The 23,384-nt window shown below is 37.3% G+C and carries 21 protein-coding genes; 11 read left to right on the plus strand and 10 right to left on the minus strand.

Annotated features, from left to right (window positions below):
- Positions 1-13 precede the first annotated feature (13 nt).
- Complete coding sequence (locus AO843_RS01305) at positions 14-715, plus strand: response regulator (RefSeq protein WP_082389357.1); 702 nt, start codon at positions 14-16, stop codon at positions 713-715.
- A gap of 48 nt (positions 716-763) precedes the next feature.
- On the opposite strand, the gene AO843_RS01310 is transcribed toward AO843_RS01305, so the two are convergent.
- The 4 genes from AO843_RS01310 to AO843_RS01325 form a co-directional block, all read right to left on the minus strand.
- Positions 764-1,732, minus strand: coding sequence for a 4-hydroxy-3-methylbut-2-enyl diphosphate reductase (locus tag AO843_RS01310; protein ID WP_054609347.1), 969 nt, complete (start codon positions 1,730-1,732; stop codon positions 764-766).
- Between the two features lie 73 nt (positions 1,733-1,805).
- Positions 1,806-2,303: a VrrA/YqfQ family protein gene (gene vrrA, locus AO843_RS01315; RefSeq protein WP_054609348.1), complete on the minus strand. Its 498-nt coding sequence runs from the start codon at positions 2,301-2,303 to the stop codon at positions 1,806-1,808.
- A gap of 175 nt (positions 2,304-2,478) precedes the next feature.
- Positions 2,479-3,183: a response regulator transcription factor gene (locus AO843_RS01320; protein ID WP_054609349.1), complete on the minus strand. Its 705-nt coding sequence runs from the start codon at positions 3,181-3,183 to the stop codon at positions 2,479-2,481.
- A gap of 9 nt (positions 3,184-3,192) precedes the next feature.
- Positions 3,193-5,880 (minus strand): sensor histidine kinase, encoded by a 2,688-nt coding sequence (locus AO843_RS01325; RefSeq protein WP_156313922.1) that lies wholly within the window; start codon positions 5,878-5,880, stop codon positions 3,193-3,195.
- Positions 5,881-6,250: 370 nt separating this feature from the next.
- On the opposite strand from AO843_RS01325, the gene kdpA reads away from it, so the two are divergent.
- From kdpA to kdpC, 3 genes are read left to right on the plus strand one after another with little or no spacing between them, the layout of a single operon-like run.
- Positions 6,251-7,945 carry a potassium-transporting ATPase subunit KdpA gene (kdpA, locus tag AO843_RS01330; protein ID WP_054609350.1) on the plus strand — a complete coding sequence of 565 codons (1,695 nt, stop codon included), beginning with the start codon at positions 6,251-6,253 and terminating at the stop codon, positions 7,943-7,945.
- A gap of 15 nt (positions 7,946-7,960) precedes the next feature.
- Entirely contained in the window at positions 7,961-10,027 is a 2,067-nt protein-coding gene (kdpB, locus tag AO843_RS01335; RefSeq protein WP_054609351.1) for a potassium-transporting ATPase subunit KdpB, read from the plus strand.
- A 12-nt stretch (positions 10,028-10,039) separates the two neighbouring features.
- Complete coding sequence (kdpC, locus tag AO843_RS01340) at positions 10,040-10,684, plus strand: potassium-transporting ATPase subunit KdpC (RefSeq protein WP_054609352.1); 645 nt, start codon at positions 10,040-10,042, stop codon at positions 10,682-10,684.
- A gap of 49 nt (positions 10,685-10,733) precedes the next feature.
- Here the strand turns inward: kdpC and AO843_RS01345 are convergent, their stop codons facing one another.
- Positions 10,734-11,789, minus strand: a complete 1,056-nt coding sequence (locus AO843_RS01345; protein WP_054609399.1) for a 2,3-butanediol dehydrogenase — start codon at positions 11,787-11,789, stop codon at positions 10,734-10,736.
- A 292-nt stretch (positions 11,790-12,081) separates the two neighbouring features.
- On the opposite strand from AO843_RS01345, the gene AO843_RS01350 reads away from it, so the two are divergent.
- Both AO843_RS01350 and AO843_RS01355 read left to right on the plus strand, forming a co-directional pair.
- Positions 12,082-13,383 carry a DEAD/DEAH box helicase gene (locus tag AO843_RS01350; RefSeq protein ID WP_054609353.1) on the plus strand — a complete coding sequence of 434 codons (1,302 nt, stop codon included), beginning with the start codon at positions 12,082-12,084 and terminating at the stop codon, positions 13,381-13,383.
- A gap of 13 nt (positions 13,384-13,396) precedes the next feature.
- The gene (locus AO843_RS01355) at positions 13,397-14,290 is read left to right on the plus strand and encodes a deoxyribonuclease IV (protein WP_054609354.1); all 894 of its coding nucleotides are present in this window, start codon (positions 13,397-13,399) and stop codon (positions 14,288-14,290) included.
- Between the two features lie 47 nt (positions 14,291-14,337).
- Here the strand turns inward: AO843_RS01355 and AO843_RS01360 are convergent, their stop codons facing one another.
- Complete coding sequence (locus tag AO843_RS01360; RefSeq protein WP_012295215.1) at positions 14,338-14,574, minus strand: Nif11 family protein; 237 nt, start codon at positions 14,572-14,574, stop codon at positions 14,338-14,340.
- A gap of 163 nt (positions 14,575-14,737) precedes the next feature.
- Here AO843_RS01360 and AO843_RS01365 point away from each other — a divergent pair, with 163 nt between their 5' ends.
- Genes AO843_RS01365 through AO843_RS01375 form a run of 3 tightly spaced genes read left to right on the plus strand, consistent with a single transcriptional unit; the run spans position 14,738 to position 16,786 of the window.
- A complete protein-coding gene (locus tag AO843_RS01365; protein WP_054609355.1) occupies positions 14,738-15,484 on the plus strand; it encodes a metal ABC transporter ATP-binding protein in 747 nt (248 codons plus the stop codon).
- A gap of 13 nt (positions 15,485-15,497) precedes the next feature.
- Positions 15,498-16,358, plus strand: coding sequence for a metal ABC transporter permease (locus AO843_RS01370; protein ID WP_054609356.1), 861 nt, complete (start codon positions 15,498-15,500; stop codon positions 16,356-16,358).
- Positions 16,358-16,786, plus strand: a complete 429-nt coding sequence (locus AO843_RS01375; RefSeq protein WP_054609357.1) for a Fur family transcriptional regulator — start codon at positions 16,358-16,360, stop codon at positions 16,784-16,786. The genes AO843_RS01370 and AO843_RS01375 overlap by 1 nt, the downstream gene beginning before the upstream one ends.
- 65 nt (positions 16,787-16,851) lie before the next feature.
- Here the strand turns inward: AO843_RS01375 and AO843_RS01380 are convergent, their stop codons facing one another.
- A complete protein-coding gene (locus AO843_RS01380; protein ID WP_054609358.1) occupies positions 16,852-17,208 on the minus strand; it encodes a hypothetical protein in 357 nt (118 codons plus the stop codon).
- A gap of 266 nt (positions 17,209-17,474) precedes the next feature.
- On the minus strand, positions 17,475-18,563 hold the full coding sequence (gene serC / locus AO843_RS01385; RefSeq protein WP_054609359.1) for a 3-phosphoserine/phosphohydroxythreonine transaminase: 1,089 nt from the start codon (positions 18,561-18,563) through the stop codon (positions 17,475-17,477).
- A 535-nt stretch (positions 18,564-19,098) separates the two neighbouring features.
- Here serC and AO843_RS01390 point away from each other — a divergent pair.
- On the plus strand, positions 19,099-19,635 hold the full coding sequence (locus tag AO843_RS01390) for a hydrolase (RefSeq protein WP_054609360.1): 537 nt from the start codon (positions 19,099-19,101) through the stop codon (positions 19,633-19,635).
- Positions 19,598-20,434: a hypothetical protein gene (locus tag AO843_RS25010; protein WP_231630043.1), complete on the plus strand. Its 837-nt coding sequence runs from the start codon at positions 19,598-19,600 to the stop codon at positions 20,432-20,434. Before AO843_RS01390 ends, AO843_RS25010 begins: the two co-directional genes overlap by 38 nt.
- 31 nt (positions 20,435-20,465) lie before the next feature.
- Here AO843_RS25010 and AO843_RS01400 read toward each other — a convergent pair whose 3' ends face one another.
- Positions 20,466-20,978 carry a PCYCGC motif-containing (lipo)protein gene (locus AO843_RS01400; protein ID WP_054609361.1) on the minus strand — a complete coding sequence of 171 codons (513 nt, stop codon included), beginning with the start codon at positions 20,976-20,978 and terminating at the stop codon, positions 20,466-20,468.
- 80 nt (positions 20,979-21,058) lie between these two features.
- Complete coding sequence (locus AO843_RS01405) at positions 21,059-23,353, minus strand: YhgE/Pip domain-containing protein (RefSeq protein WP_054609362.1); 2,295 nt, start codon at positions 23,351-23,353, stop codon at positions 21,059-21,061.
- Positions 23,354-23,384: the final 31 nt, after the last annotated feature.

Genomic DNA, 23,384 nt, shown 5'->3' on the forward strand with positions numbered 1-23,384 from the left:
TGGAGGGCTGATAGTGGCACAAATAAAGGTATTATTAATTGAAGATGATCCGATGGTGCGTGAGGTCAATCGACAATTTATTGAAAAGGTAGAGCATTTTCAAGTGATTGGACAAGCATCAAATGGTTTAGATGGGGTTATGCAAATTCGCCAACATCAGCCTGATTTAGTATTTATGGACATTTTTATGCCAGAGCAAGATGGCATTACGAGTTTACGTAAAATACGCGAGCTGGATTTACCAGTAGATGTCATCACTGTAACGGCTGCAAATGATATGGACACAGTGAAGCAGGTACTACATCTAGGTGTCTTTGATTATATTATGAAGCCATTTTCGTTTGAACGTGTCAAAGGGACACTTGAAAATTATTTGCGTTTTAAAAAGCAAACACAAACGGAACGGGAGCTCACTCAAGGCGAATTGGATCAATTATTTCATTACCGTGATGGACAAAGTCAATTGGAGCCATCAGCCTTGTTACAAACAGAAAAAAATCTTCCGAAAGGTTTTAACCGCACAACGCTTGAAAAGGTGGTGCACTTTTTGCAATCAGTAGATGGTGCATCGGCAGAAGAAGTAGCGAGTGGAATCGGCATTGCTCGTGTCACAGCCAGAAGATATTTAGATTATTTAGAGAAACAAGAAGAAATTACCATGGATGTCCATTATGGTGGGATTGGTCGTCCGATAAACTACTATTTTAGTAAATAAAGAAAATCCTGATTGTCATAATGGCAACCAGGATTTTCTTTATAATAATCAATTAGGCATAATTTTATCGACTGGTGTAGGTGTTTTAATCTTCGGTAAAATTTTATCTATTGTCACTGTACGCTTGATAACGTGTGTAGATATATCATTTTCATCAAATTGATCCAGGAAGGAAATAACCTCTTTGACAATCGGTGTTGGTGTTGAAGCACCTGCAGTAACAGCAACTTTATTAATACCTTTTAACCAATCTATTTTAAGCTCTGAAACGTCCGCAATACGATAGGAAGGTGTTCCAGCGATTTCAACAGAAACTTGCGTTAAACGATTGGAGTTATTCGATTTAGGGTCGCCTACAACAATCAATAGATCCGCTTCTCCTGCCTGCTGAGCGACAGCTTCTTGACGGACTTGTGTAGCTAAACAAATCTCTTTGTGTACCTCAATATGAGGGAACTTTTCTTTTAAACTATCCATTAAATGGGCGACATCCCATTGGCTCATTGTCGTTTGATTTGTGACAAGTAATTTATCATTCGTTAAGTTTAACGCATCAATATCATTGGAAGACTGTACTAAATGGACATGATCAGGCGCAACGCCAATGGCACCCTCAGGTTCAGGATGTCCTTTTTTTCCAATATAAATAATATCATAGCCTTCTGCAGATTTTTCACGAATTAAATCGTGGGTAACTGTTACATCAGGACATGTAGCATCAATGGACACTAGGCCTTTTCGCTTCGCAATTTCACGAATTTCAGGGGAAACACCATGTGCTGTGAAAATCACAGTACCAGATTCAACTTGTTCAATAATTTCTAAGCGATTATCGCCGTCTAAAGTGATGATACCATCTTCTTCGAACGCGTCTGTGACATGTTTATTATGCACAATCATCCCTAGAATGTAGATAGGTCTTGGTAATGTTTTATCAAGTGCGGCGTTTCGTGCGATTACCATCGCATCAACAACACCGTAGCAATAGCCACGTGGATTAATTTTTAATACTTGCATGGTTGTGACTCCTTTCAAGCTTACCTACCTACATTATAACGGACAGGGACGGCGAATACAAAGAAACGTTCATTTACATAGGTGGCTGGAAAATACGTGGTTTAGATGGAAGTGGTTCAGGAGGCGAAAATGATGCACTTTGCCTTGCCGATCGATTACTTCCTGTAGCAGATTTACTTTCACTTCCTGTACGATTAGTGGCAGCTGCTCCACCTCCAGTTGAAGGAAGTCCTTGGAATCCTTTATATAATTTTAATAAGGACGGTATATTTTTAACCATTGGCATCGCTTGTTGGATATAAGGAGTATAAGTTTTGGCGGAATTGAATAAGCTGTTTGCTTGTTGTAAAAATGACCCGATTTTAGACGGTTCTTGCACAGGTGGCATCGGCATTTGTCCTCCAAAGGTACCTATTCCATGTGCCATTGGAAAGCCGCCTGGAATTCGTGGTTGAGCAGGGAAGCCTCCAGGCGGGAAAAAGGACTGCGGTGACATCTGTGGTGGTGTTGGCATGGGCATTCTCATGCCACCGGGATACATAGGGTATGGATAAGGGTGTCGAAATACCATAATGATCTCCTTTCTACTTGTTTTTCATTGATGACATACCTGATTATAGCTATGATATGCAGAGGCTAATGGGAGGGTGCGATAAAGATAAATAAAACGAAAAGTATGTATGAGGCTAATTTATTAATGAAAGAGCAGAAGTGGAAATAAACCTTCTGCTACTATCATCTTTAACTTATTCATCATCATGATAGCGAAGCATTCGATAGCCGATCCGCACATGTGTCTGAATGAGTTTAGGTTGTGCGGGGTTATCTTCTATTTTTTTTCGAAGTGTAGCCATAAACACTCGTAAACTTGGAATATCTGATTGAAGAGCGTTATGCCAGATTTCTTTTAAAATAAAATTATGAGTTAAAACTTTCCCAACATGCTTGGATAAAATAACTAAAAGTTTATATTCAATCGGAGTCACATGTATTTCTTTTCCATTCACTAATACTGTATTATCAACATAATTAATTTGAAGATAACCATTTGTGAAAGTTGAATTTTCTTGTTCTGGTGGATGTTCAAAGGCCATTCTTCTTAATGCAACACGAATTCGTGCTAATAATTCCTCCACACTAAATGGCTTAGTTACATAATCATCTGCACCTGCATCCAAAGCATTAATTTTATCATATTCTTCCCCACGCGCACTGACTACAATAATGGGCGTTTGGGTCCAACTTCTAATTTTTGTAATAAGCTCTACGCCATCTATGTCTGGTAGTCCTAAATCCAAAATAAAAACATCTGGTTTCAAGGTAATAGCCTTTTGAAGTGCACTACTACCATCTTGTGCAATATCGAATTCATAATGTTGGGTAGCTAATGTCATTTTAATTAAATTGGCAATGGCCACATCATCTTCTACTACTAGAATTCGTTTACTCATCAAATATCATTACTCCTTTTTCAGTGAAAAGTTAAAAATTGTTCCTTGAGGTTTATTATCTGAAACGGTTATGTTACTACCATGTAATGTTAAAATTGTTTGACAAAGTGCTAAACCTAAGCCCAGTCCTCGTCTACTATCACTGCGTTGTATTTTTCCAGTTGTAAACGGCTCAAACAAGCTATTTTTTAGAGTATCATCGATTCCTGGGCCATTATCCGAAATACTAAAGTTTACCAATCCATCGCATTCCTTCACCGAGATAGTAATGTCACTACCTGGGGGTGTGTAAGTCAATGCATTATCGATGATATTAATGAAAACCTGTATGATTAGTCTAGCATCCATTGGAACAAATACAAATTCTGGTTCAATTTGATAGGATATTTTATGCGTATTATTTTGACGAACAACATGGGAAAGAGCCTCTTGAATAATATCTTCTATTAATTCCATCTGCATTTCTAAAGCAAATTGCCCATCCTCAAGCTTAGAAACAGCTAATAAATTTTCAACCATTTGTACAAGCCATTTCGAATTGTTAAAAATATCTTCATATAATTGATTCTTTTCACTATCGGGTATTAATGGTGCATTGTTAAGTAAAATATCCGCATTTCCAGAAATAGCAGTGAGCGGTGTTCGAAGGTCGTGGGAGATTGCACGTAAAAGGTTAGCTCGCATCTGTTCCATTTCAGCTTCTCGCACTACTTCTTCATTGAGTTTCTGTAAATACCATTTATCCAGTGCGAATGAAAAATCATTGATGATGGCGTGCAAAATATTGCGTTCAAATGCAGGTAATGGTGATAATTTAGACAGCGCAATGCCAATAACCCCTTGAACATTACCATTGGAAATAATCGGTGTATAGTAAGCGTTCGCTTCAGGAAATATATCCGTGGATACACCGGCTACATGTTTATTATTCGTAACCCAACTCACAACACCATGCTCGTTCGGATTATCGAAAAGAGTAGCTATTTTTTGATTTTCAATAGTAGATATTTTCTCTGTACGAAAAAAAGTAGATTTCCTAATTACCTGATTTTCTATTTCAAAAAATTGTACAGGTTTTTCTACTAATTTAACAATTTGAGACATGCCTTCCGTAATAATTCCTTCTATAGACTTCGCGTGTTGGAGTTTACGATTTGTTTCAAGGAGCACTTCCATTCGATAAGATTTACGTATGGCCATAATGGTTTGCTCCTTGATCTTCTTCGTTAAGCTACTTGTAATAACGCCTGAGAGAAACATGATAAAAAAAGTCATAGGATAGTCACGATGATAAGCATCAAATGAGAACCGTGGCTCTGTAAAAAAATAATTAAAAAGTAAGACAGCAACGATAGAACTAATAATGCTCATTATCCATCCTGATGACCAAATAGCAAGAACAAGGACACCTAGAATATAAATTGTTATGATGTTTGACTCACTAATCCCAATTGTATACAAATATAAGCCAACTATTGATAGTAAGCTAAATACGATAAACATTTTTAATAGATCAAGCCATTCAAATAATAGTTTATTTTTTATACTAGGAAAGTAGAATTGTTCATTTTCTTGATCTGGCACGATGTGTATAGATAAATTCGGCACGTAATCGTTAAGGCGATCACTAATTTTGGTGTTAGGTTGCCACCATTTTTTTCTCATACTCGTTCGACCGATGACAAGTTTAGTGACACCACTAATTTGAGCATAGTTGGCAAGGGCTGCAGCTACATCGTCTTCTTGCACTATGACAACATGGCCGCCAAGCTGTTCAACCAGTTTGATGTGCTGTTGTAATCGTTCTGAATTGGCATGATTCCTTTCATGCTCCTGCATGTTTTGAACATAAAGAGCGGTAAATTTTCCGTGTAATGCTTGTGCAAGTCTAGCAGTAGTTCTAATCACTTTTGCATTAGTAGGTGAACTACTTATTCCAACAAGTAAGTGTTCTTCGATTTGTACAGAATGTTTAACAGATTCGTTGCTGTTTAATTGTTTATAGTTGATTGTATCAGCTGTTCTTCGTAATGCGATTTCTCGTAGTGATACTAAATTTTGTTTACGGAAAAAAGAAAGCAGAGCTTTTTCTGCTTGTTGTTTTACATAAATTTTACCTTCTAGTAGGCGTTGAATTAACTCGTCAGGTTCAATATCGACAACTTTTATTTGTGCTGCTTGATCAATGAAATAATCAGGAATACGCTCTCGCACCTTAATCTCAGTGATTTCTTCCACTAAATCATGAAGACTTTCAATATGTTGAATATTTACAGTTGTAAAAACATGAATCCCCTTAGCAAGTAGTTCTTCAACATCTCCAAAACGTTTCTTATGCCGCATTGTTGGAACATTGGAATGTGCCAATTCATCGATAAGGACAATTTCTGGATTGCGCTGCAATACCGCATCAATATCTAATTCCTGAAAAACTTTCCCTTTATAGGTTATTTTTTTTGTAGGAATTTGCTCAAGCCCTTCTAGTAAAGCTAACGTATCTGGACGAGGATGCGGTTCTACATAGCCAACTACCACATCTTTCCCTAGTTTTTGAGCCTGATGTGCCGCATCTAACATTGCGTAAGTTTTACCTACCCCAGCAGCATAGCCGAGAAAGATTTTTAATTTCCCTATGAATTGTTCCTCCTGTTGAAGCCTCGCTAGAAACATCTCTGGAGTTGGACGTGTATTTTCCATCCTCTTTCACCTCATTTGTATTATAGCGTTAACTCCCATTAAGAAAGTGTAAAGATTTTGCTTCTTTATCCTTTCTTAATAGAAAAAAAGATTTCCTAACACTACATTAATTTGAAAGTCAGTATGATGAGAGCAACCTTATGAAGGAGGGGTGTTACGATGATGGATTTTTTTGTGGTTGGCTTATTAATGATAAGCTTTGCGTGTGTTTGGGCGTTAACTGCATGGTGCTACAAACTAGTAGAAGAGTAACGAGGAGGATATCAAATTGTGGATTTTTATGGGAGTTGTACTAGTGTTCCTGTTCGGTTATCTAGGGCATGCATTACTTTATCCAGAAAATTATTAAAGGCAGGTAGGGGGATACACTATGTGGCAAATAGCCATCGTATTAATTATTTATTTACCGCTCGTTATCTTAACTGGTCATTATCTATATCGGGTAACGTTGCAACAAAAAACATGGCTAGATCCTTTATTAGATAAAGTCGACACAGTAATTTATAAAGTTTGTGGCATTAAACGAGTTGATATGACTGGCAAAGAATATGTACTTTCATTAATACTTTCAAATGCTTTTATGGTTTTTATGGGATATATAATATTACGCATTCAGGCTTTACTATTTTTAAATCCCAATAACATCAACAACATGGAGGAGACCCTGTCTTTTAACACGATTATCTCTTTTATGACGAATACAAATCTGCAACATTATAGTGGTGAATCTGGACTCAGTTATCTATCACAAATGCTCGTTATTATTTTTATGATGTTTACATCAGCAGCTACCGGCTATGCCGCTTGTATGGCATTTTGCCGTCGTCTCGTTGCTAAAACGGATACCATAGGGAATTTCTTTATCGATTTTGTTCGTGTTATTACTCGTATTTTAATGCCTTTTTCCATTGTTGTGGCTATTATTTTAGTATCTCAAGGATTACCACAGACTTTTAGTGCAAATAAAACAGTACAAACAATAGAGGGTAAATTACAAGACATAGCCATCGGTCCTATTGCTTCTCTTGAATCAATCAAACATATAGGTACAAATGGTGGCGGTTTTAACGGAGCAAATTCAACAACACCTTTTGAAAACCCAACCGTACTCTCAAATATAGTTGAGATGTTATCAATGATGTTATTACCTGGGGCATGTGTCGTCGCATTTAGTTTGATGGTTTCCCATAGAAAAAAGAAAGCTATTTTTGGAAAACAGGGGTTAGCTATTTTTACAGCAATGAGTATATTGTTCCTAGCGGGATTAGTGACTGTGTACATAGCAGAGAAGGCTGGTAATCCAATTATTAGTGAGCTCGGCATTACACAGGAGCTTGGGAGTATGGAAGGTAAAGAAATGCGTTTTGGGGTAGCGCAATCAGCATTATTTACGACCGTTACTACCGCATTTACCACTGGATCAATTAACAATATGCATGATACATTAACGCCACTCGGTGGTCTTGTACCTATGTTTAATATGATGCTAAATGTTGTGTTTGGAGGTAAAGGAGTCGGCCTGATGAACATGATGATGTATGTCCTACTGACAATTTTCATTGCTTGTTTAATGATTGGTCGATCTCCGCAGTTTTTAGGTAAAAAAATTGAAGAGAAAGAAATGAAATTAATTGCACTATGTATTCTGATTCACCCTGCTATTATTTTGCTATTTTCAGCACTTGCAGTGGCAACACCATCCGGAATAGCCGGAATAACGAATCCAGGTGCACATGGATTATCACAAGTTCTATATGAATTTGCCTCTGCCTCTGCCAACAACGGCTCTGGTTTCGAAGGATTGGCGGATAATTCAACATTTTGGAATGTCACAACAGGGCTTGCTATGTTCTTTGGTCGTTATTTAACAATTAGTATTCAGTTAGCGATAGCTTCTTTACTTGCTAAAAAAGTCTGGCATAGCGATTCAGTAGGAACATTAAAAACGGATAATACTACTTTTACTTTGTTACTTGTTGCTATTGTTTTGATGATTGGTGCGCTTACATTTTTACCAGCTTTAGCACTTGGTCCAATTACAGAGCATTTACAACTTTATTCTTAATGAGGAGAGACACTTATGGAAACAGTAAGAAAGAGTTTTATGACGGGTATCATGCTAAAAAGCGCTTTGATAGATGCCTTAAAAAAATTTAGTCCAATATACATGCTGAAAAATCCTGTTATGTTTGTCGTAGAGGTAGGATTTTTGTTGGTTTTACTATTAGTTCTTTTTCCAAATATGTTTGGTAATGAGGATGGAGAACAAGCACGCCGATTATATAATGGCATTGTTGCTACCATACTTTTTATAACAATTCTATTTGCAAATTTTGCAGAGTCGATTGCAGAAGGAAGAGGTAAAGCTCAGGTTCAAACATTAAAAAAAACAAAGACAGTGACACAGGCTCGTGTTTTGCTTAATGACGGTTCTGAAATCCTTCAACAGGCACATGAACTAAAAAAAGGAGATATCGTGTTAGTTCAAGCTGGAGAGGTAATTCCAAATGATGGGGAAGTCATTGATGGAATTGCTACTGTGGATGAATCGGCAATAACAGGTGAATCTGCCCCTGTTGTAAAAGAGCGAGGTGGAGATTTTTCATCAGTTACAGGTGGTACGACAGTGACAAGTGATTGGCTAATGATTGAAATCACCTCAATGCCTGGTGAGTCATTTCTAGATAAAATGATAACGCTTATTGAAGGAGCCAGTCGAAAAAAAACACCAAATGAGATAGCACTCAATACACTTCTAGTAAGTTTAACGATTATCTTCTTATTAGTTGTGGTGTCACTTTATCCAATGACAATGTATTTAAATGTGTCAATTTCCATTGCAACATTAATCGCCCTAACGGTTTGTTTAATTCCTACAACGATTGGTGGTTTATTGTCGGCGATCGGTATTGCAGGAATGGATAGAGTAACACAATTTAATGTTATTGCGATGTCTGGAAGAGCCGTTGAGGCGTGTGGAGATGTGGATACATTAATCTTAGATAAAACAGGAACAATCACTTATGGCAATCGTATGGCGGCTGAATTTCTACCAGTAAAAGGGGTGAAAAGTAAAGATTTAATTCAAGCTGCATGGCTTAGTTCTCTAACAGACGATACTCCAGAGGGAAAATCTATCTTATCATTGGCTTGCGAATTAGGGGTGAATACTGACGGCGAAGAGAACATTATCAAGTCAAGTGAGCATATTCCTTTTACGGCACAGACACGAATGAGTGGTTTAGATAAAGTCGATGGCACAAAAGTTCGAAAGGGAGCCTATGATACGATAAAAAAAGAGTGCATGGAGGCAGGTCATAGCATTCCTGCAAATTTGGAACAGTTGGTTCAACAAGTATCTTCTGTTGGTGGTACGCCACTTATAGTGGCGGTAAACGATAAAATTTTGGGTGTTATTTACTTGAAGGATGTCGTCAAAGCTGGACTCAAGGAACGCTTTGATCAGCTTCGTGCAATGGGCATTAAAACGATTATGTGTACAGGAGATAACCCTCTAACTGCAGCTGCTATCGCAAAGGAAGCTGGAGTAGATAGCTTTATTGCAGAAAGTAAGCCAGAAGACAAAATTCAAGTTATTAAAGACGAGCAGGCACTAGGTAAAGTTGTAGCTATGACTGGTGACGGTACGAATGATGCGCCAGCACTAGCACAGGCGAATGTAGGGCTGGCGATGAATTCTGGAACGAATGCAGCAAAGGAAGCTGCCAATATGGTTGATTTAGATTCAAATCCAACTAAAATTATTGAAGTTGTAGAAATTGGGAAGCAATTGCTGATGACTCGCGGTGCCTTAACCACATTTAGTATTGCAAACGATATCGCAAAATATTTTGCCATTATTCCAGCTATGTTAATGGTTGCTGTACCTGAGATGAGAGCGTTAAATATTATGAATCTCAATTCCCCTACAAGTGCGATTATTTCTGCTTTAATTTTTAATGCGATAATTATTCCATTGCTAATTCCAATTGCAATGAGAGGCGTTAAGTATAAGCCAATGAGTGCCGCAAAATTATTAAATAAAAACTTACTTGTATATGGGATAGGGGGAGTTATAGCCCCGTTTATTGGCATTAAGATAATTGATTTACTAGTAGGGCCACTATTTCGTACGGTTGGTTTATAGGGAGGTAGCTACATGCGAAAATTTTTTGAGAACTCAAAGCAGGCATTACTTATCACAATAATAATGTTCATTTTATGTGGTTTTATATACCCGTTTGCAGTGACAGCATTAGCCCAAGGGTTGTATCATCACAAAGCAAATGGCAGTTTAATAGAAATGGACGGTGAAGCTGTTGGTTCTGAATTAATCGGTCAAGCTTTTACCGCTCCAGAATATTTCTGGGGGCGTGTTTCATCTGTTAACTATAATGTTTATACGAGAGAGGATACGATACCTGATGACAACGGCCAAGTGAACTACAATGGTGTTAGCTCAGGAACGTTTAACTATGCACCAACCAATCCAGAATTGAAGAAACGGATTGAAGCGGATATCGAGAAGTTTTTGCTTGCAAACCCGTCAGTAAAACGGCAAGATATACCTTCTGATTTAATGACTGCTTCAGGTTCAGGATTGGATCCACATATTAGTATGAAGGCGGCAGAAATACAAGTTGAACGAATTGCCCAAGCAAGTGGGCTCCCGAAGGAAGAGATTAATAAAATTATAGAGGCAAATTTGGAAAAACGTACATTAGGGATTTTTGGAGAACGTAAGGTGAACTTCCTTATGGCGAATTTAGAAATTATGAAAAAAATGGATAGAAAAAGGGATTAACTAAATCAAAGACAGGTAGAAAAAGCTTCTCTACCTGTCTCTATATAAATTATGCTTGTGAATTTACAAGGATTTTAATATGGTTTCTCTCTTTCATTAGTGCCTCGAAGCCTTCTGTTACAACTTCATCAAGTGCAATTCGTTTCGTCACAAGTTTTTCAGCAGGGAAGTAGCCTTGTTTCATTAATTCCATAACTGCTGGGAAAATATCGCGATAAGCAATGATACCTTTAACAGAACGCTCTGTTAGTACGATGTTGTTAGGCAGAATAGAAGCATCAGTTTCCCAAATAGAAACAATAATTGTTTCACCTTCAAATGTTGTTGAATCAATAGCTTGCTGTAATACTACTGGAACACCTGTTACTTCAAATGCAACATCTACGCCACCATTCGTTAATTCATGTAGACGAGCAACTGCATCCTCTTCTTTAGGATTAATAACTGCTGTTGCACCAAGCTCTAATGCTTTAGCGGCACGCTCTGCTGAAAGCTCAACAGCATAGATTTCGGATGCGCCAGCTGCACGTAACGCTTCAATAACAAGAAGCCCAATTGGACCTGTCCCAAAGACAGCTGCTTTGTCGCCTGCTTTTAATTTACTTTGGCGTACTGCGTGTAGAGCCACGGCTGCTGGTTCGACCAGTGCTCCCTGTTCGAAGGAAAGTCCTTCTGGCATTTTGTGCACTAATTTTTCGTCTACCATTGTATATTCAGAGAATCCTCCGCCACCGCCTGAAAGACCATGGAAACCTAAATGCTTACAAATATTATATTTACCTTTTTTACAGGCAGCACATTCGCCACAGGCTAGAATCGGTTCAACTACGACAGGATCTCCCACTTTTACTGATGTTACACCATCGCCAATATCAACTACTTCGCCTGAGAATTCATGTCCCATAACAATTGGTGCGATATCTTTACTTACATAGTGAGGTTGCTCCACAGGAATAAAGATTGGGCCAGCTGCGTATTCATGTAAATCACTACCACAAATTCCTGTCCAATGTACTTTAATTTTTACTTTTCCAGGTGCAATGACTGGTTCATCAATATTTTCTACACGGATGTCTTTTGCTTTATACCATCTTGCTGCTTTCATCATCTATCAACCTCCTATAATATCTTGCAGCTCCATCATAACATGTGGGAATAATGCTAATCATTAGCTCCCTATAAATTGACATAAAATTTACATATACCCAGCTTTTTTGAGTATTGATACAGCGCTTTTTTGATTGCATATTCTCCATATTTCAAGTACCTTTGATAAGGGCTTTATTACGGTGATCATAAAACGATAAAATTATGTTTATGCTTGTAAGAATAGGATGTAAATATACCTTAAAGTTCGAATCATGGTACAATGAAAAAGATGTTAGGAGGAACGAATGATGTCAAAATATACTGATTATAATTTTCAGCCATTTTTGCAGGACGCCATTGCAGAACTTGGCTTTACAGAACCGACACCAATTCAAAAAGAAATTATTCCATTATTACTAAAAGGGAAGAGTGCCATTGGACAGGCACATACAGGAACAGGGAAAACACATAGTTTTTTAATTCCGATTGTTCAACGTATTGATGTAGAGAAACAGGAAGTACAGGCCGTTATTACTTCTCCTACACGTGAGCTTGCACAGCAAATTTTTGATGCATTGAATCAGTTAATAGAAGGAACAGCTATTCAGGCAAAACTATTTATTGGGGGTACGGACAAACAACGCTCTATTGATAAGTTAAAAACGCAACCTCAAATTGTTGTTGGAACACCTGGACGTATTCGTGATCTTGTTTCAGCACAAGCGTTATTTGTGCATACGGCACCAATTCTAGTTGTCGATGAAGCGGATTTAGCTTTCGATATGGGCTTTATTGAGGAAATTGATGGATTTGCTTCTCAAATGCCAGAGAAACTTGAAATGTTCGTATTCTCAGCAACAATCCCAGAAAAGCTTCAGCCTTTCTTAAAAAAATATATGGACGCACCTGTGCATGTTCATATGAACGATAAACGACCAGTGGCAGAGGGCATTGATTTTATGCTTGTACCGGTTCGTTCTAAATCACGTAATAAACGTTTATTAGAAGTCATCGAAGGCATCAATCCATTTTTGGCTGTTATTTTTACTAACACACGTAAAACGGCTGAGCATGTTGCTGGTTATTTAAATGAGCATGGTATCCGTTGTGGACAAATTCATGGTGATTTAAGCCCACGTGATCGTAAGAAAATGATGAAGCAAATACGCGATCTCGAATATCAATATATTGTTGCTACAGATTTAGCGGCACGTGGTATCGATATTCAAGGAATTTCTCATGTCATTAACTACGAAATTCCAGAGGACTTAGAATTCTTTATTCACCGTGTTGGACGTACCGCTCGTGCAGGCAATAAAGGAACAGCTATTACATTATTTGAACCATCTGAAGAGGATGCAGTAGTACGTGTGGAAAAAATGGGTATTCCATTTGTACAAATGGACGTTAAAGATGGAGAATGGTCCGAGTTAAAAGAGCGTCATGCTCGTAAAAATCGTGTTAAACAAGAGAATGAGATCGATGTGAAAGCGAAGTCGCTGGTGCGTAAACCTAAAAAGGTTAAACCAGGCTATAAGCGTAATATGAAATGGGAAATGGAAAAAATTAAAAAACGTGAACGTCGCTTAAAAGCGAGAGGTAAAAAATAGGGGGGCTTTTTACATGCTACTTGGCTCACATGTTTCTATGAGTGGGAAAGAAATGCTACTTGGCTCTAGTAAAGAGGCACTATCATACGGAGCAAATACATTTATGATCTATACAGGAGCGCCGCAGAACACACGTCGGAAAGCGATTGCTGATCTGAACATTATGAATGGACTCCTTCATATGAAAGAGCATGGCATGACAAATATTGTTGTTCATGCTCCTTATATTATCAATATTGCCAATACGGAAAAACCAGAAACTTTCCGTCTTGGGGTAGATTTTTTACAATCAGAAATTGAACGTACAGCGGCATTAGAGGCAGCACAAATTGTCTTGCATCCTGGTGCGCATGTGGGTGCTGGTGCAGATGCGGGGATTGCCAAAATTATTGAAGGCTTAAATGAAGTATTGTCGCAAGATTATCCCGTCCAAATTGCATTAGAAACAATGGCAGGGAAGGGAACGGAATGTGGCCGTTCCTTTGAAGAGCTAGCTAAAATCATAGACGGTGTTACTCATAACGAACGTCTCTCTGTATGCTTTGATACATGTCATACACATGATGCTGGCTATAACATTGTGGAGGATTTCGATGGAGTTTTAAACGAATTTGATAAATTAATAGGTGTTGATCGCATCAAAGTTCTGCATATTAATGATTCTAAAAATGTGCGAGGCGCTGGTAAAGACCGTCACGAAAATATTGGTTTTGGTCATATTGGTTTCGATGCCTTAAACTATGTGGTCCACCATCCACAATTAATGGATATTCCTAAAATTTTAGAAACGCCATTCGTGCCATTGACTAGTGATGCCAAATCAAAATCAGCTCCATACAAAGCTGAGATTGATATGCTACGAAACAGTACATTTAAGCCTGAGCTTATCGAGGCTTTAAGAGGTTAACAATAAAGCTCAACATCCGGTTACAGTGGATGTTGAGCTTTATTTCGTTATTTTGTAAAAAGTGCGATTAGTTGACGAGAACGCTTTCTTCCTAAAACAGCCTCCACTTCTACTAAAATATCTTTAGGAATGCCTAAAAAGAGCCAAGAAAATGAGAATTGCTCCAAATAAGGTCGAAGTTTTTTTACTTCAGAAGTTGTAATGTCAAACCCCTCTTCACGAGCAATCGCGACAATTTCCTTATCTGTGCTTTGTGCTAATTGCTGTAAAAATTGAATACTCAAAGTCAATCCTCCTTTATGATAATCGTTCATAAAATGAATAAAACGATCGCTATTAGCTAATTCAAATAGTAGACATCTTCTTTTCTTTACAAAAACTGCACTTTCCTTTATACTTACAACTTGTAAATCGTAATGATTTTGAATTAGAAAGAAGCGATCATGCATGAAAACAACATTAATTGACATTGAAAATGTATCATTTCAATACGACTATACACAGGTATTAAAAAATATTTCCTTTCGTGTAGAAGAGGGCGATTTTTTAGCCCTACTCGGTCCAAATGGTTCGGGTAAATCAACCTTATTAAAAATTCTATTAGGTTTATTGAAGCCACTATCAGGAGAAATAAAGCTTTTTGGTGAGCCAAGCGCAACCTTTAAGCATCGAGAATGGATTGGGTATGTTTCGCAAAAATCCAATGCCTTTAATTCCGGATTTCCAGCAACTGTGCAAGAGGTCGTAAAAAGTGGATTAACGAAAAAATTAGGGCTCTTTAAAAGACCTGGGCGAGAGGCTAAAGGAAAGGTCCAAGAAGCATTAAAGGCAGTTGGCATGGATGCTTTTGAGAATCGAAATATTGGTGAACTATCTGGCGGACAACAACAACGAGTTTTTATTGCGAGAGCTTTAGTTAGTGATCCAAAATTACTTATTTTAGATGAACCTACTGTTGGTATTGATCACGAGAACGTGCAGTCATTTTATGATATGCTGGTGAAATTAAATCGGGAACAGGGAATTACAATGATTCTTGTCACACACGATGTCGATACCGTATCTAATCGCATCAGTCATGTGGCCTGTTTAAATCAAACAATTCACTTCCATGGTTACAAAAATGAATTTGATAATATTTCTCAGAATGCACTAGATGGTTGGTATGGTCATTCTGTAAGAAAGATTCATTAAAGGAGAAGGCACAATGATTGAAGCAATTTTACATTATGAATTTTTACAAAATGCCTTTTTCTCTGGATTATTAATAGGCATACTTGCCCCACTATTAGGCGTGTTTATTGTTGTACGAAGGTTATCACTAATTGCGGATGCTTTGTCACATGTTACACTTGCCGGAATAGCAGGGAGCTTATATATCAGCCAGTCTGTGACAGCCTTAGCTTTGCTCAACCCTATTTATCTAGGAATTCTAGCATCTGTTAGTGGTTCTATATTAATTGAGCGTCTAAGACGTTTATATAAGCACTATGAGGAGTTAGCCATTCCAATCATTATGTCGGGTGGCATAGGCATAAGTGCTATCTTTATATCGCTTGCCAGTGGCTTTAGCACAGATTTAATGAGCTATCTGTTTGGCTCAGTATCGGCTGTATCACGCCAAGACCTATGGGTAGTGATTGGAATTGCCGCAGTGGTTATTCTCTTTTTGTTTTTATTTTTTAAGGAACTGTTTGTTTTATCCTTTGATGAGGAATATGCAAAGGCTAGTGGGCTTCCAGCCCGTTGGGTGCATCTTTTATTTATGATTGTGACAGCCCTTGTCATTGCCGCAAGTATGCGCATTGTAGGTATTTTACTTGTATCATCATTGATGACATTACCTGTTGCAGCAGCAATGCGATTGGCAAAAGGCTTTAAACAAACCATCATTTATGCCATCGTTTTTGGAGAAACGGCTGTATTAATCGGACTTATCAGTGCATTTTATTTGAATTTAGCGCCAGGAGGTACGATTGTTGTCACTTCGATTTTGATTTTGCTACTTGTGATTCTAGGAAAGAAAGTAGCATTTAAAATGGCTGCGAAGCAGGGGGAGGTAGCATAATGAATGTTTCAAGAGCGTGGGAAATTTTAAAAGAAAATGGCTTTAAAAAAACAGATAAACGGGAGTTAATATTAGATATGTTTGCTGCAACCGATAAATATCTAACAGCTCGTGATTTATTGGTTGTTTTAAAAAAAGATTTTCCTGGAATGAGTTTTGATACCATTTATCGTAACCTTGCTACATTTGTGAAGCTGGGGATTTTAGAGGAAACAGAGCTATCAGGGGAACGTAATTTCAGAATGCACTGTGAATCCGCACATCATCACCATCATTTCATCTGTATGGATTGCGGAAATGTTAAAGAGCTCAATCTTTGTCCAATGGAAATGCTAGGAGAAAAACTACCTGACTACGAAATTGAAAATCATAAGTTTGAAATATACGGTAAATGCCCAGATTGTAAGCATGAAACTCTGTCACATTAAAAAATGGACAGAGTTTTTTTATGTAAAAGAGGGTTGCTCCCTACAAGGATTACCCTCTCTATTTATTAAGCTACTGCTGCTCTACGAATCGCAACAATATTATTACAATCTACAATTAAAGGTGAAGTAGCCGCACCTGGCTCAAGGAAATAAGCACAGCAATTTCTTGGGTCGAAAGAAATGAAAGTTACACCAATGAAGCTAATGCCTCCAGATAAGAAGATATCTAGTGTAGTAGCAAGCTCTAATTTTCTTAATTGCTGACAAATACAACCTCTACAGTTACTGCTCATCTTTGGCTTACATTTTTCTTCTTTTTGACAAGGGCATTTTTCTTCCTTTTTGCAAGAACACTTCTCTTCTTTTTTTGGACATTTACAACCTTGCCAGTTCATCTGTGTCGTATATCGTCTATCTTCCATAGTCAAGACCTCCCTTCCTCTATTTTCGTAAGGGTACCCTTACAGTAATAATCTATGTTTGGTGAATAATTGGAGGTTGGCAATCTGTCCGATAGGCTACTTAAAAATCTATATTTATCTCAAAATCTTAGGCTATATGTAAAGCCCTAAATATAAAATTTGCTATAAAAATCTAATAATGATATTTGTATGGGGATAGATTATCATGTACAAACAAAAAAGACGAGTCATTACAGAAATGTAAATCGTCGTCGTTTTTCATAAGATTATTGATGTTTTTGCTGGAATTCGACCATAAAATCTCGTAAAGCTTCACAAGCCTCTAATGGTACGGCATTATAAGTTGATGCACGGCAGCCACCTACAGAACGATGTCCATTTAGGCCAACAAAGCCCGCTGCTTTTGCTTCCACTAGGAATAGTTTTTCAAGCTCCTCATCAGCAACGCGGAATGTGATGTTCATGAGTGAACGGCTATCTGGAGTCGCGTGACCTTTATAGAAGCCATTACTATTATCAATAGCATCATAAATAACTTTTGTCTTTAATTCATTGTGCTTCTCTATTGCAGAGACTCCACCTTTAGATTCTACCCATTTTAAAACTTCGCCTAGCATATAGATACCAAATGTAGGAGGTGTATTATACAAAGAATTACTATCAGCATGTGTTGTATATTTAAGCATTGTCGGGATATTTTTATTCGCTTTATCAAGAAGATCTTTGCGAATAATTACGACTGTTACACCAGAAGGACCAAGGTTTTTTTGAGCCCCCGCATAGATAAGTCCGAATTTTTGAATATCAATTGGTTTTGAAAGAATATCACTAGACATATCGGCAACTAAAGGTACATTCCCTGTGTCTGGATAATCTCTCCACTGAGTACCGTAAATAGTATTATTGGAAGTGATGTGTACATAGGCATCATCTTCATGGAGTTGGATGTCAGCTAATGCTGGAATATTGCGGTATTGGTTGTCTTTCGTGCTGGCAGCTTCCACAGGTGTACCAAAAAATTTAGCTTCTTTGAAGGCTTTCTCAGACCAAGAGCCAGATAATACATAACTTGCTTTTTGTTCAGCAGATAGGAAGTTCATTGGCACCATTGTAAATTGAAGGCTAGCCCCACCTTGTAAGAATAGGACCTCGTAATTTTCTGGAATAGCATATAGCTTTTTTAATAAAGCGATAGCATCGTTATGTACTTCGTCAAAAATGGCACTACGATGGCTCATTTCCATAATAGACATACCTGAGTCACGGAAGTCTACTAATTGCTGTTGGGCTTTTTCCAATACTTCTTGGGGCAGTGCAGATGGACCTGCGTTGAAATTGTATGCACGTTGTGTCAAAGTGGGAACACTCCTTGTTTGGTTAATAGATGAAATTTTTATCCAGTGGCTGTGAACTGCTGAATATTCATTGTACTGATCGGGCTTTAATGGTAAAAGACTTTGGTTATACAATCATTAAAGCGGGATAACAGAACTTTACTGGATTATAACTTAATTTTCAAGAGAAAAAATAAAATTCTTAATATTTGAGCAGAATAGCGACAACCTCGCAACAAAATGTACACAATTAACAGCGGTTTTTAATTCAAATACGAACGAAAAGTGTGCATCTATGTTTTGTGAAGTTGTAATTTTCGTAATTAAAACAGATATGATAGGTATTGATAAGTATAATGTTCGGATTTTGGAGTTTGTGAAAAATACTACTTTCTTCGATAGATTGGAGGTAATAGGATAAAAATGTTAAACAAACATTATTTATCTAATATTTTTGAAGTCAGACTGATTTAAAATGTATGATAAGATTTTAAAATATCCCATTATATAGTAAGTTTTTGTATAATGAATAGAGAATAGTAAAGGGGTGTTCATGATGTTTACAGTAGAAAAAGCTTGTTTAGTAGTCGTTGACGTGCAAGGGAAGCTAGCGACAATTGTTGATGATAGTGAAGCAGTGATTGAAAATATTGCTAAGCTGGTACAAGCGATGCAAGCATTGGAAGTACCTATTTTATGGCTAGAACAAAATCCGAGTCGTTTAGGTGGTACTGCACTCAATATAGCACAACATTTACAAGGACAAGCAATTGCTAAAATGGCTTTTAGTGCATGTGAGGAAGAGGAATTTGTGAAAGCGATGAAGGAAAGTGGACGTTCTCAATTTATTGTCACAGGCATTGAAACGCATATTTGTGTTTACCAAACAGCTAGGCAATTGAAAGAACAAGGATTTGAAGTTGAGGTTGTGGTAGATGCTGTTTCTTCTCGAACAAAGGCCAATAAAGAAATCGGATTGGCTAAGATGAGTGCTCTTGGAATTTACCCAACTAGTATGGAAATGATTTTGTATGAGCTTCTGCAAAGAGCAGACCATGAACACTTTAAAACAATTTTACAGCTTGTTAAATGAGAGAACTAAAATTGAAACAATTGGTCTGTGTCAAAAAATCAGCGTAATAACAATTTTTTCTTTAAATAGGAATTTACAAAAATATACTGCTTTTATAAAACAAATGCGACGTTATTGGTTATATATAGATAGTGATAGCTCTTTATCCATTACAAAAGATGCAGCTGAGCCAACCTTTACTTTACGTGACTTTCCAAATTCCTTTCATGATCATACATTAATGGTGATCCCCGATAGTGAAAATATGGATGATGCAACAATGGTATCCATATATAAAGCATTAATGATGAATGGAAAAATGGCACAAATCACACTTATGAAGGACAAGGATGTCACGGAGGAAGATTTACAAAAGCATGCTGTCATTTTTATGGGAGATATTAAGCAACACAAATGGCTTTCCAAAAATGCTACCAATATTCCTCATACATCTGAGCAGTTAGTCCAACAAGGATTTTTACCCGAGGCGATTGGCCAATATGCTTATATGACTAAAAATTTCTGGCAGGACAATCAGTCATTATTATGGGTCCATTCGTTAGAGGGTGTTTCCGTAAAAGGTGACTTTTATGCACATTTAAAAGAGACTGATTCACAAACAACTGCTGCGATTGAAACGAAAGAAGGACAATTTGTCGTAGCAGTAGATCAAAACGTCAATAATCAAGATGTGAAAACAGATAAAAAAGGTGAAATTTCATTTGTCTTAATTGCAGAATTTGTAGGGTTGATACTTGTCATCACTGTGATTTTATATATTATCCTTCGGAAAAGAAAGAAAAATCAAGTAAAACAATAAAAGCAAAGTCGCGTTAGGCGACTTTGCTTTTTTATGCAGGCATATCAGTTGGTGTTGGTTTTGCATAGCCCTCTTTATAAGTATCATCAATGACTTGACGGATTTCTTTTAGACTCATGCCATCTTTATGCATTTTGGCTGACTGTACAGCAATCTCTAAGCACACTAAACAACGAGTTCCATGATCGTCCCAGACAATTGTTCCATCTTCACGTTTTTCCTGAATAAAGCAGTTTAAATTACTTTTATGGCCAGAAGATTCGCCGCAACCACAATAGCATGGCATCCATTCAAGGACTTCTGTTGATTGTCCAGCGATTTGATAGACTAAGCGAATATTTTCTTGTTTGTCCTCTAAAAAAGATGGCAGTACATTTGCAGAAGCTGTTTCTTCCTGAATATCACCTGAAGCGTGAGAATCGCCCTCATGGGAAGTTTCACCTTGTGTAGCTACTTGATCATTTTCAACACTTTTCTTATTCTCTCCACAAGCACTTAATAACATTAACGCCAAAATAGTAAAAATAGAAATCGTTTTCTTCAACAATAGCGCCTCCTATATGTTTACAATACTTCCATTATAACATCGTTCTCAAAAACAATTACAGGTCGCCTAGTTGAAAATCAATGAAATATATCTAATCCGCGTGTTTTGTTCATAAAATGTTCCATTTTCTCGCTCAGTAATTTTTTTAAGAAAAAACCAAATAGGATAAAAATAAACCAGAAACCTATTAAGAAGATGAAATCTACCCATACAGTTGGCCAGATAATACCTCCAACAGCCTCACGCATCATTTCAATGGCATACGTAAAAGGTAAAAATGGGTTAATTATTTGGAAGAATCTTGGTAACAATTCAACAGGATATGTTCCACCAGAGCCCGCAATTTGTAAAACTAGCATAACAATCGCTAAAGCCTTTCCAACATTTCCAAAAACAGATACTAACGTATACACAACGGTTACAAATACGATGCTAATCAAAAGCCCAAACAAGATAAAGTAAACTGGCGCCTGAATAGAGCCGTCTACTAAAAAAATATCACCAATTGTAATGATGAGGGTCTGGATAATAGAAAAAGTTGCAAATGTTAATAATCGACCAAAATAAATTTCACGTATACTGTAAGGTGAGTTGTCATGAAGATTTACGGATAATAGTGAAATTAATAACAAACAACCGACCCAAATTGACAGTACTGTGTAAAATGGTGTCATGGCCGTTCCGTAGTTTGCAATAGGGAATATTCTGTGTTCCTCAAGTTTAATGGGCTCTTCAAAGAAATCACGCTCGGCATTGACATCATTCTTTAATAATTGCACAATCTCTGAAATATCGGCTTCATTTTCTAATGTTCGAAGTTTATTGGCTAAGTCTTTAATTTTTGTGCTTAGAGTCGGGAACTCTACTTGTATTTTCTGAAGCGCATTATTAGCCGTTCCTAACGTATTTTTTGCCTGTGTCAATTTATCGGTTGCCTGTGGTATAAATTGTTTTACATCCGTCAACATGGAAGAAGCACTTGATAATGTATTTTTGGCACTAGACAATGTTGATCGAATTTGTGGTTCAAGACTTTCGTTATAGTAGACCAAAAATTTCTGTAAATTAGCTGTTGCATTTTGTGCAATGTTTTGAATCGCTGTTATGTCTTGTTTGATTACGTTTTTATCAATAGGCTGCAATTGTTCAATTTTTGTAAGAATATCGGCATGTAAAGTATTAAGTTGTTGTAAATCTTGAAGAGCGTTTAACGTTGAATCGGTGAAGCTAGGGTTATTTTGTAAGGCATCTTGGATAGCTGTAAGCTGTTCAATTATTTGCTGATTATCTTTTGCATTACTTTGCTGTAAAGATGCGATGATTTGCTCTAAGGAATCCTCTAACTGTTTCCGGGTCAATGCATCTGCTTGAATCAATTTTTGTAGTGCTTCAAGGGTTTGAATACTATGCGCTATGTTTTCTTTGGACTTTGACAGTTGATTTTTTAGTGTCTCTTTTGTTTGGGCTATAGAGGTTGAATCAAGATCAATTCGATTGAGTTTGTTTATGATATCTGTAAAGTGCTGTGCGATATTTTGAACAGTTTGTACATCTTTTTTTATAAGAGGAGAAAGCTCATTAAACAGAGCATCTGCTTCATTTACAAGATTTAAACCTTTTTGAATGGTGGTTAAACCATTCGTTGTCAGTTGTTCCACTTGGGGAATTTGTGTGATTGCACGATCGAGTAATTGATCGGCATCCTTCCCTTGATTGGAGGCCTGGGTTAAAAATGAATTGATATCAGGTAAATGCTGCTCAATGGTAAAGACATAGTTTTCAAATTTTCGGAAGTCAGGAATTTCACGTTCCATTTCAAGACCAATGGTATTAAAAATGGAGAAGAGCGTCCCATTGACAGTCGATACAAATTCACTAGAAACCTGCTGGGTAAGGACACTTGCTCCTTTACTTGTAATTTTAGGGGCAATCGGATTCTTTTTTTCATTTACATAATAATCAATACGAGCTTTTGTCGGTTGTTCCGTCAGAATGGAAGTGAGCTTTTGCGAAAAGTCATTGGGAATAACAATCATGGCAAAATAATCTCCATTTTTCAAATGCTGCATGGCTTGCTTTTCGTTTTCAAGTTCCCACGTAAAGCTTTCATTGGTTTGTAAATTCTCGATAACTTCATTTCCAACATTGATCGCTTCATTTCGAACGGTCGTTCCCATATCTTCGTTGACAATGGCGATTTTCATATTGGATGTGTGGGCGTATGGGTCCATGGAGGCATAGATATTTAGCCAAGCATAAAGTGAAGGAAGGAAAATCAATCCGCCTATAATGACAGCTACAACCCAGTTTGTAACAATGTTCCGGATATCCTTACTATAAATTTGAAAAACATGCTGAAACGAGTTTTTCATATGATCACCCCACATTCAAATTTTGCATGAA

It is taken from the genome of Lysinibacillus sp. ZYM-1 (genome assembly GCF_001308875.1).
In the GTDB taxonomy this organism is placed as follows: Bacteria; Bacillota; Bacilli; order Bacillales_A; family Planococcaceae; genus Lysinibacillus.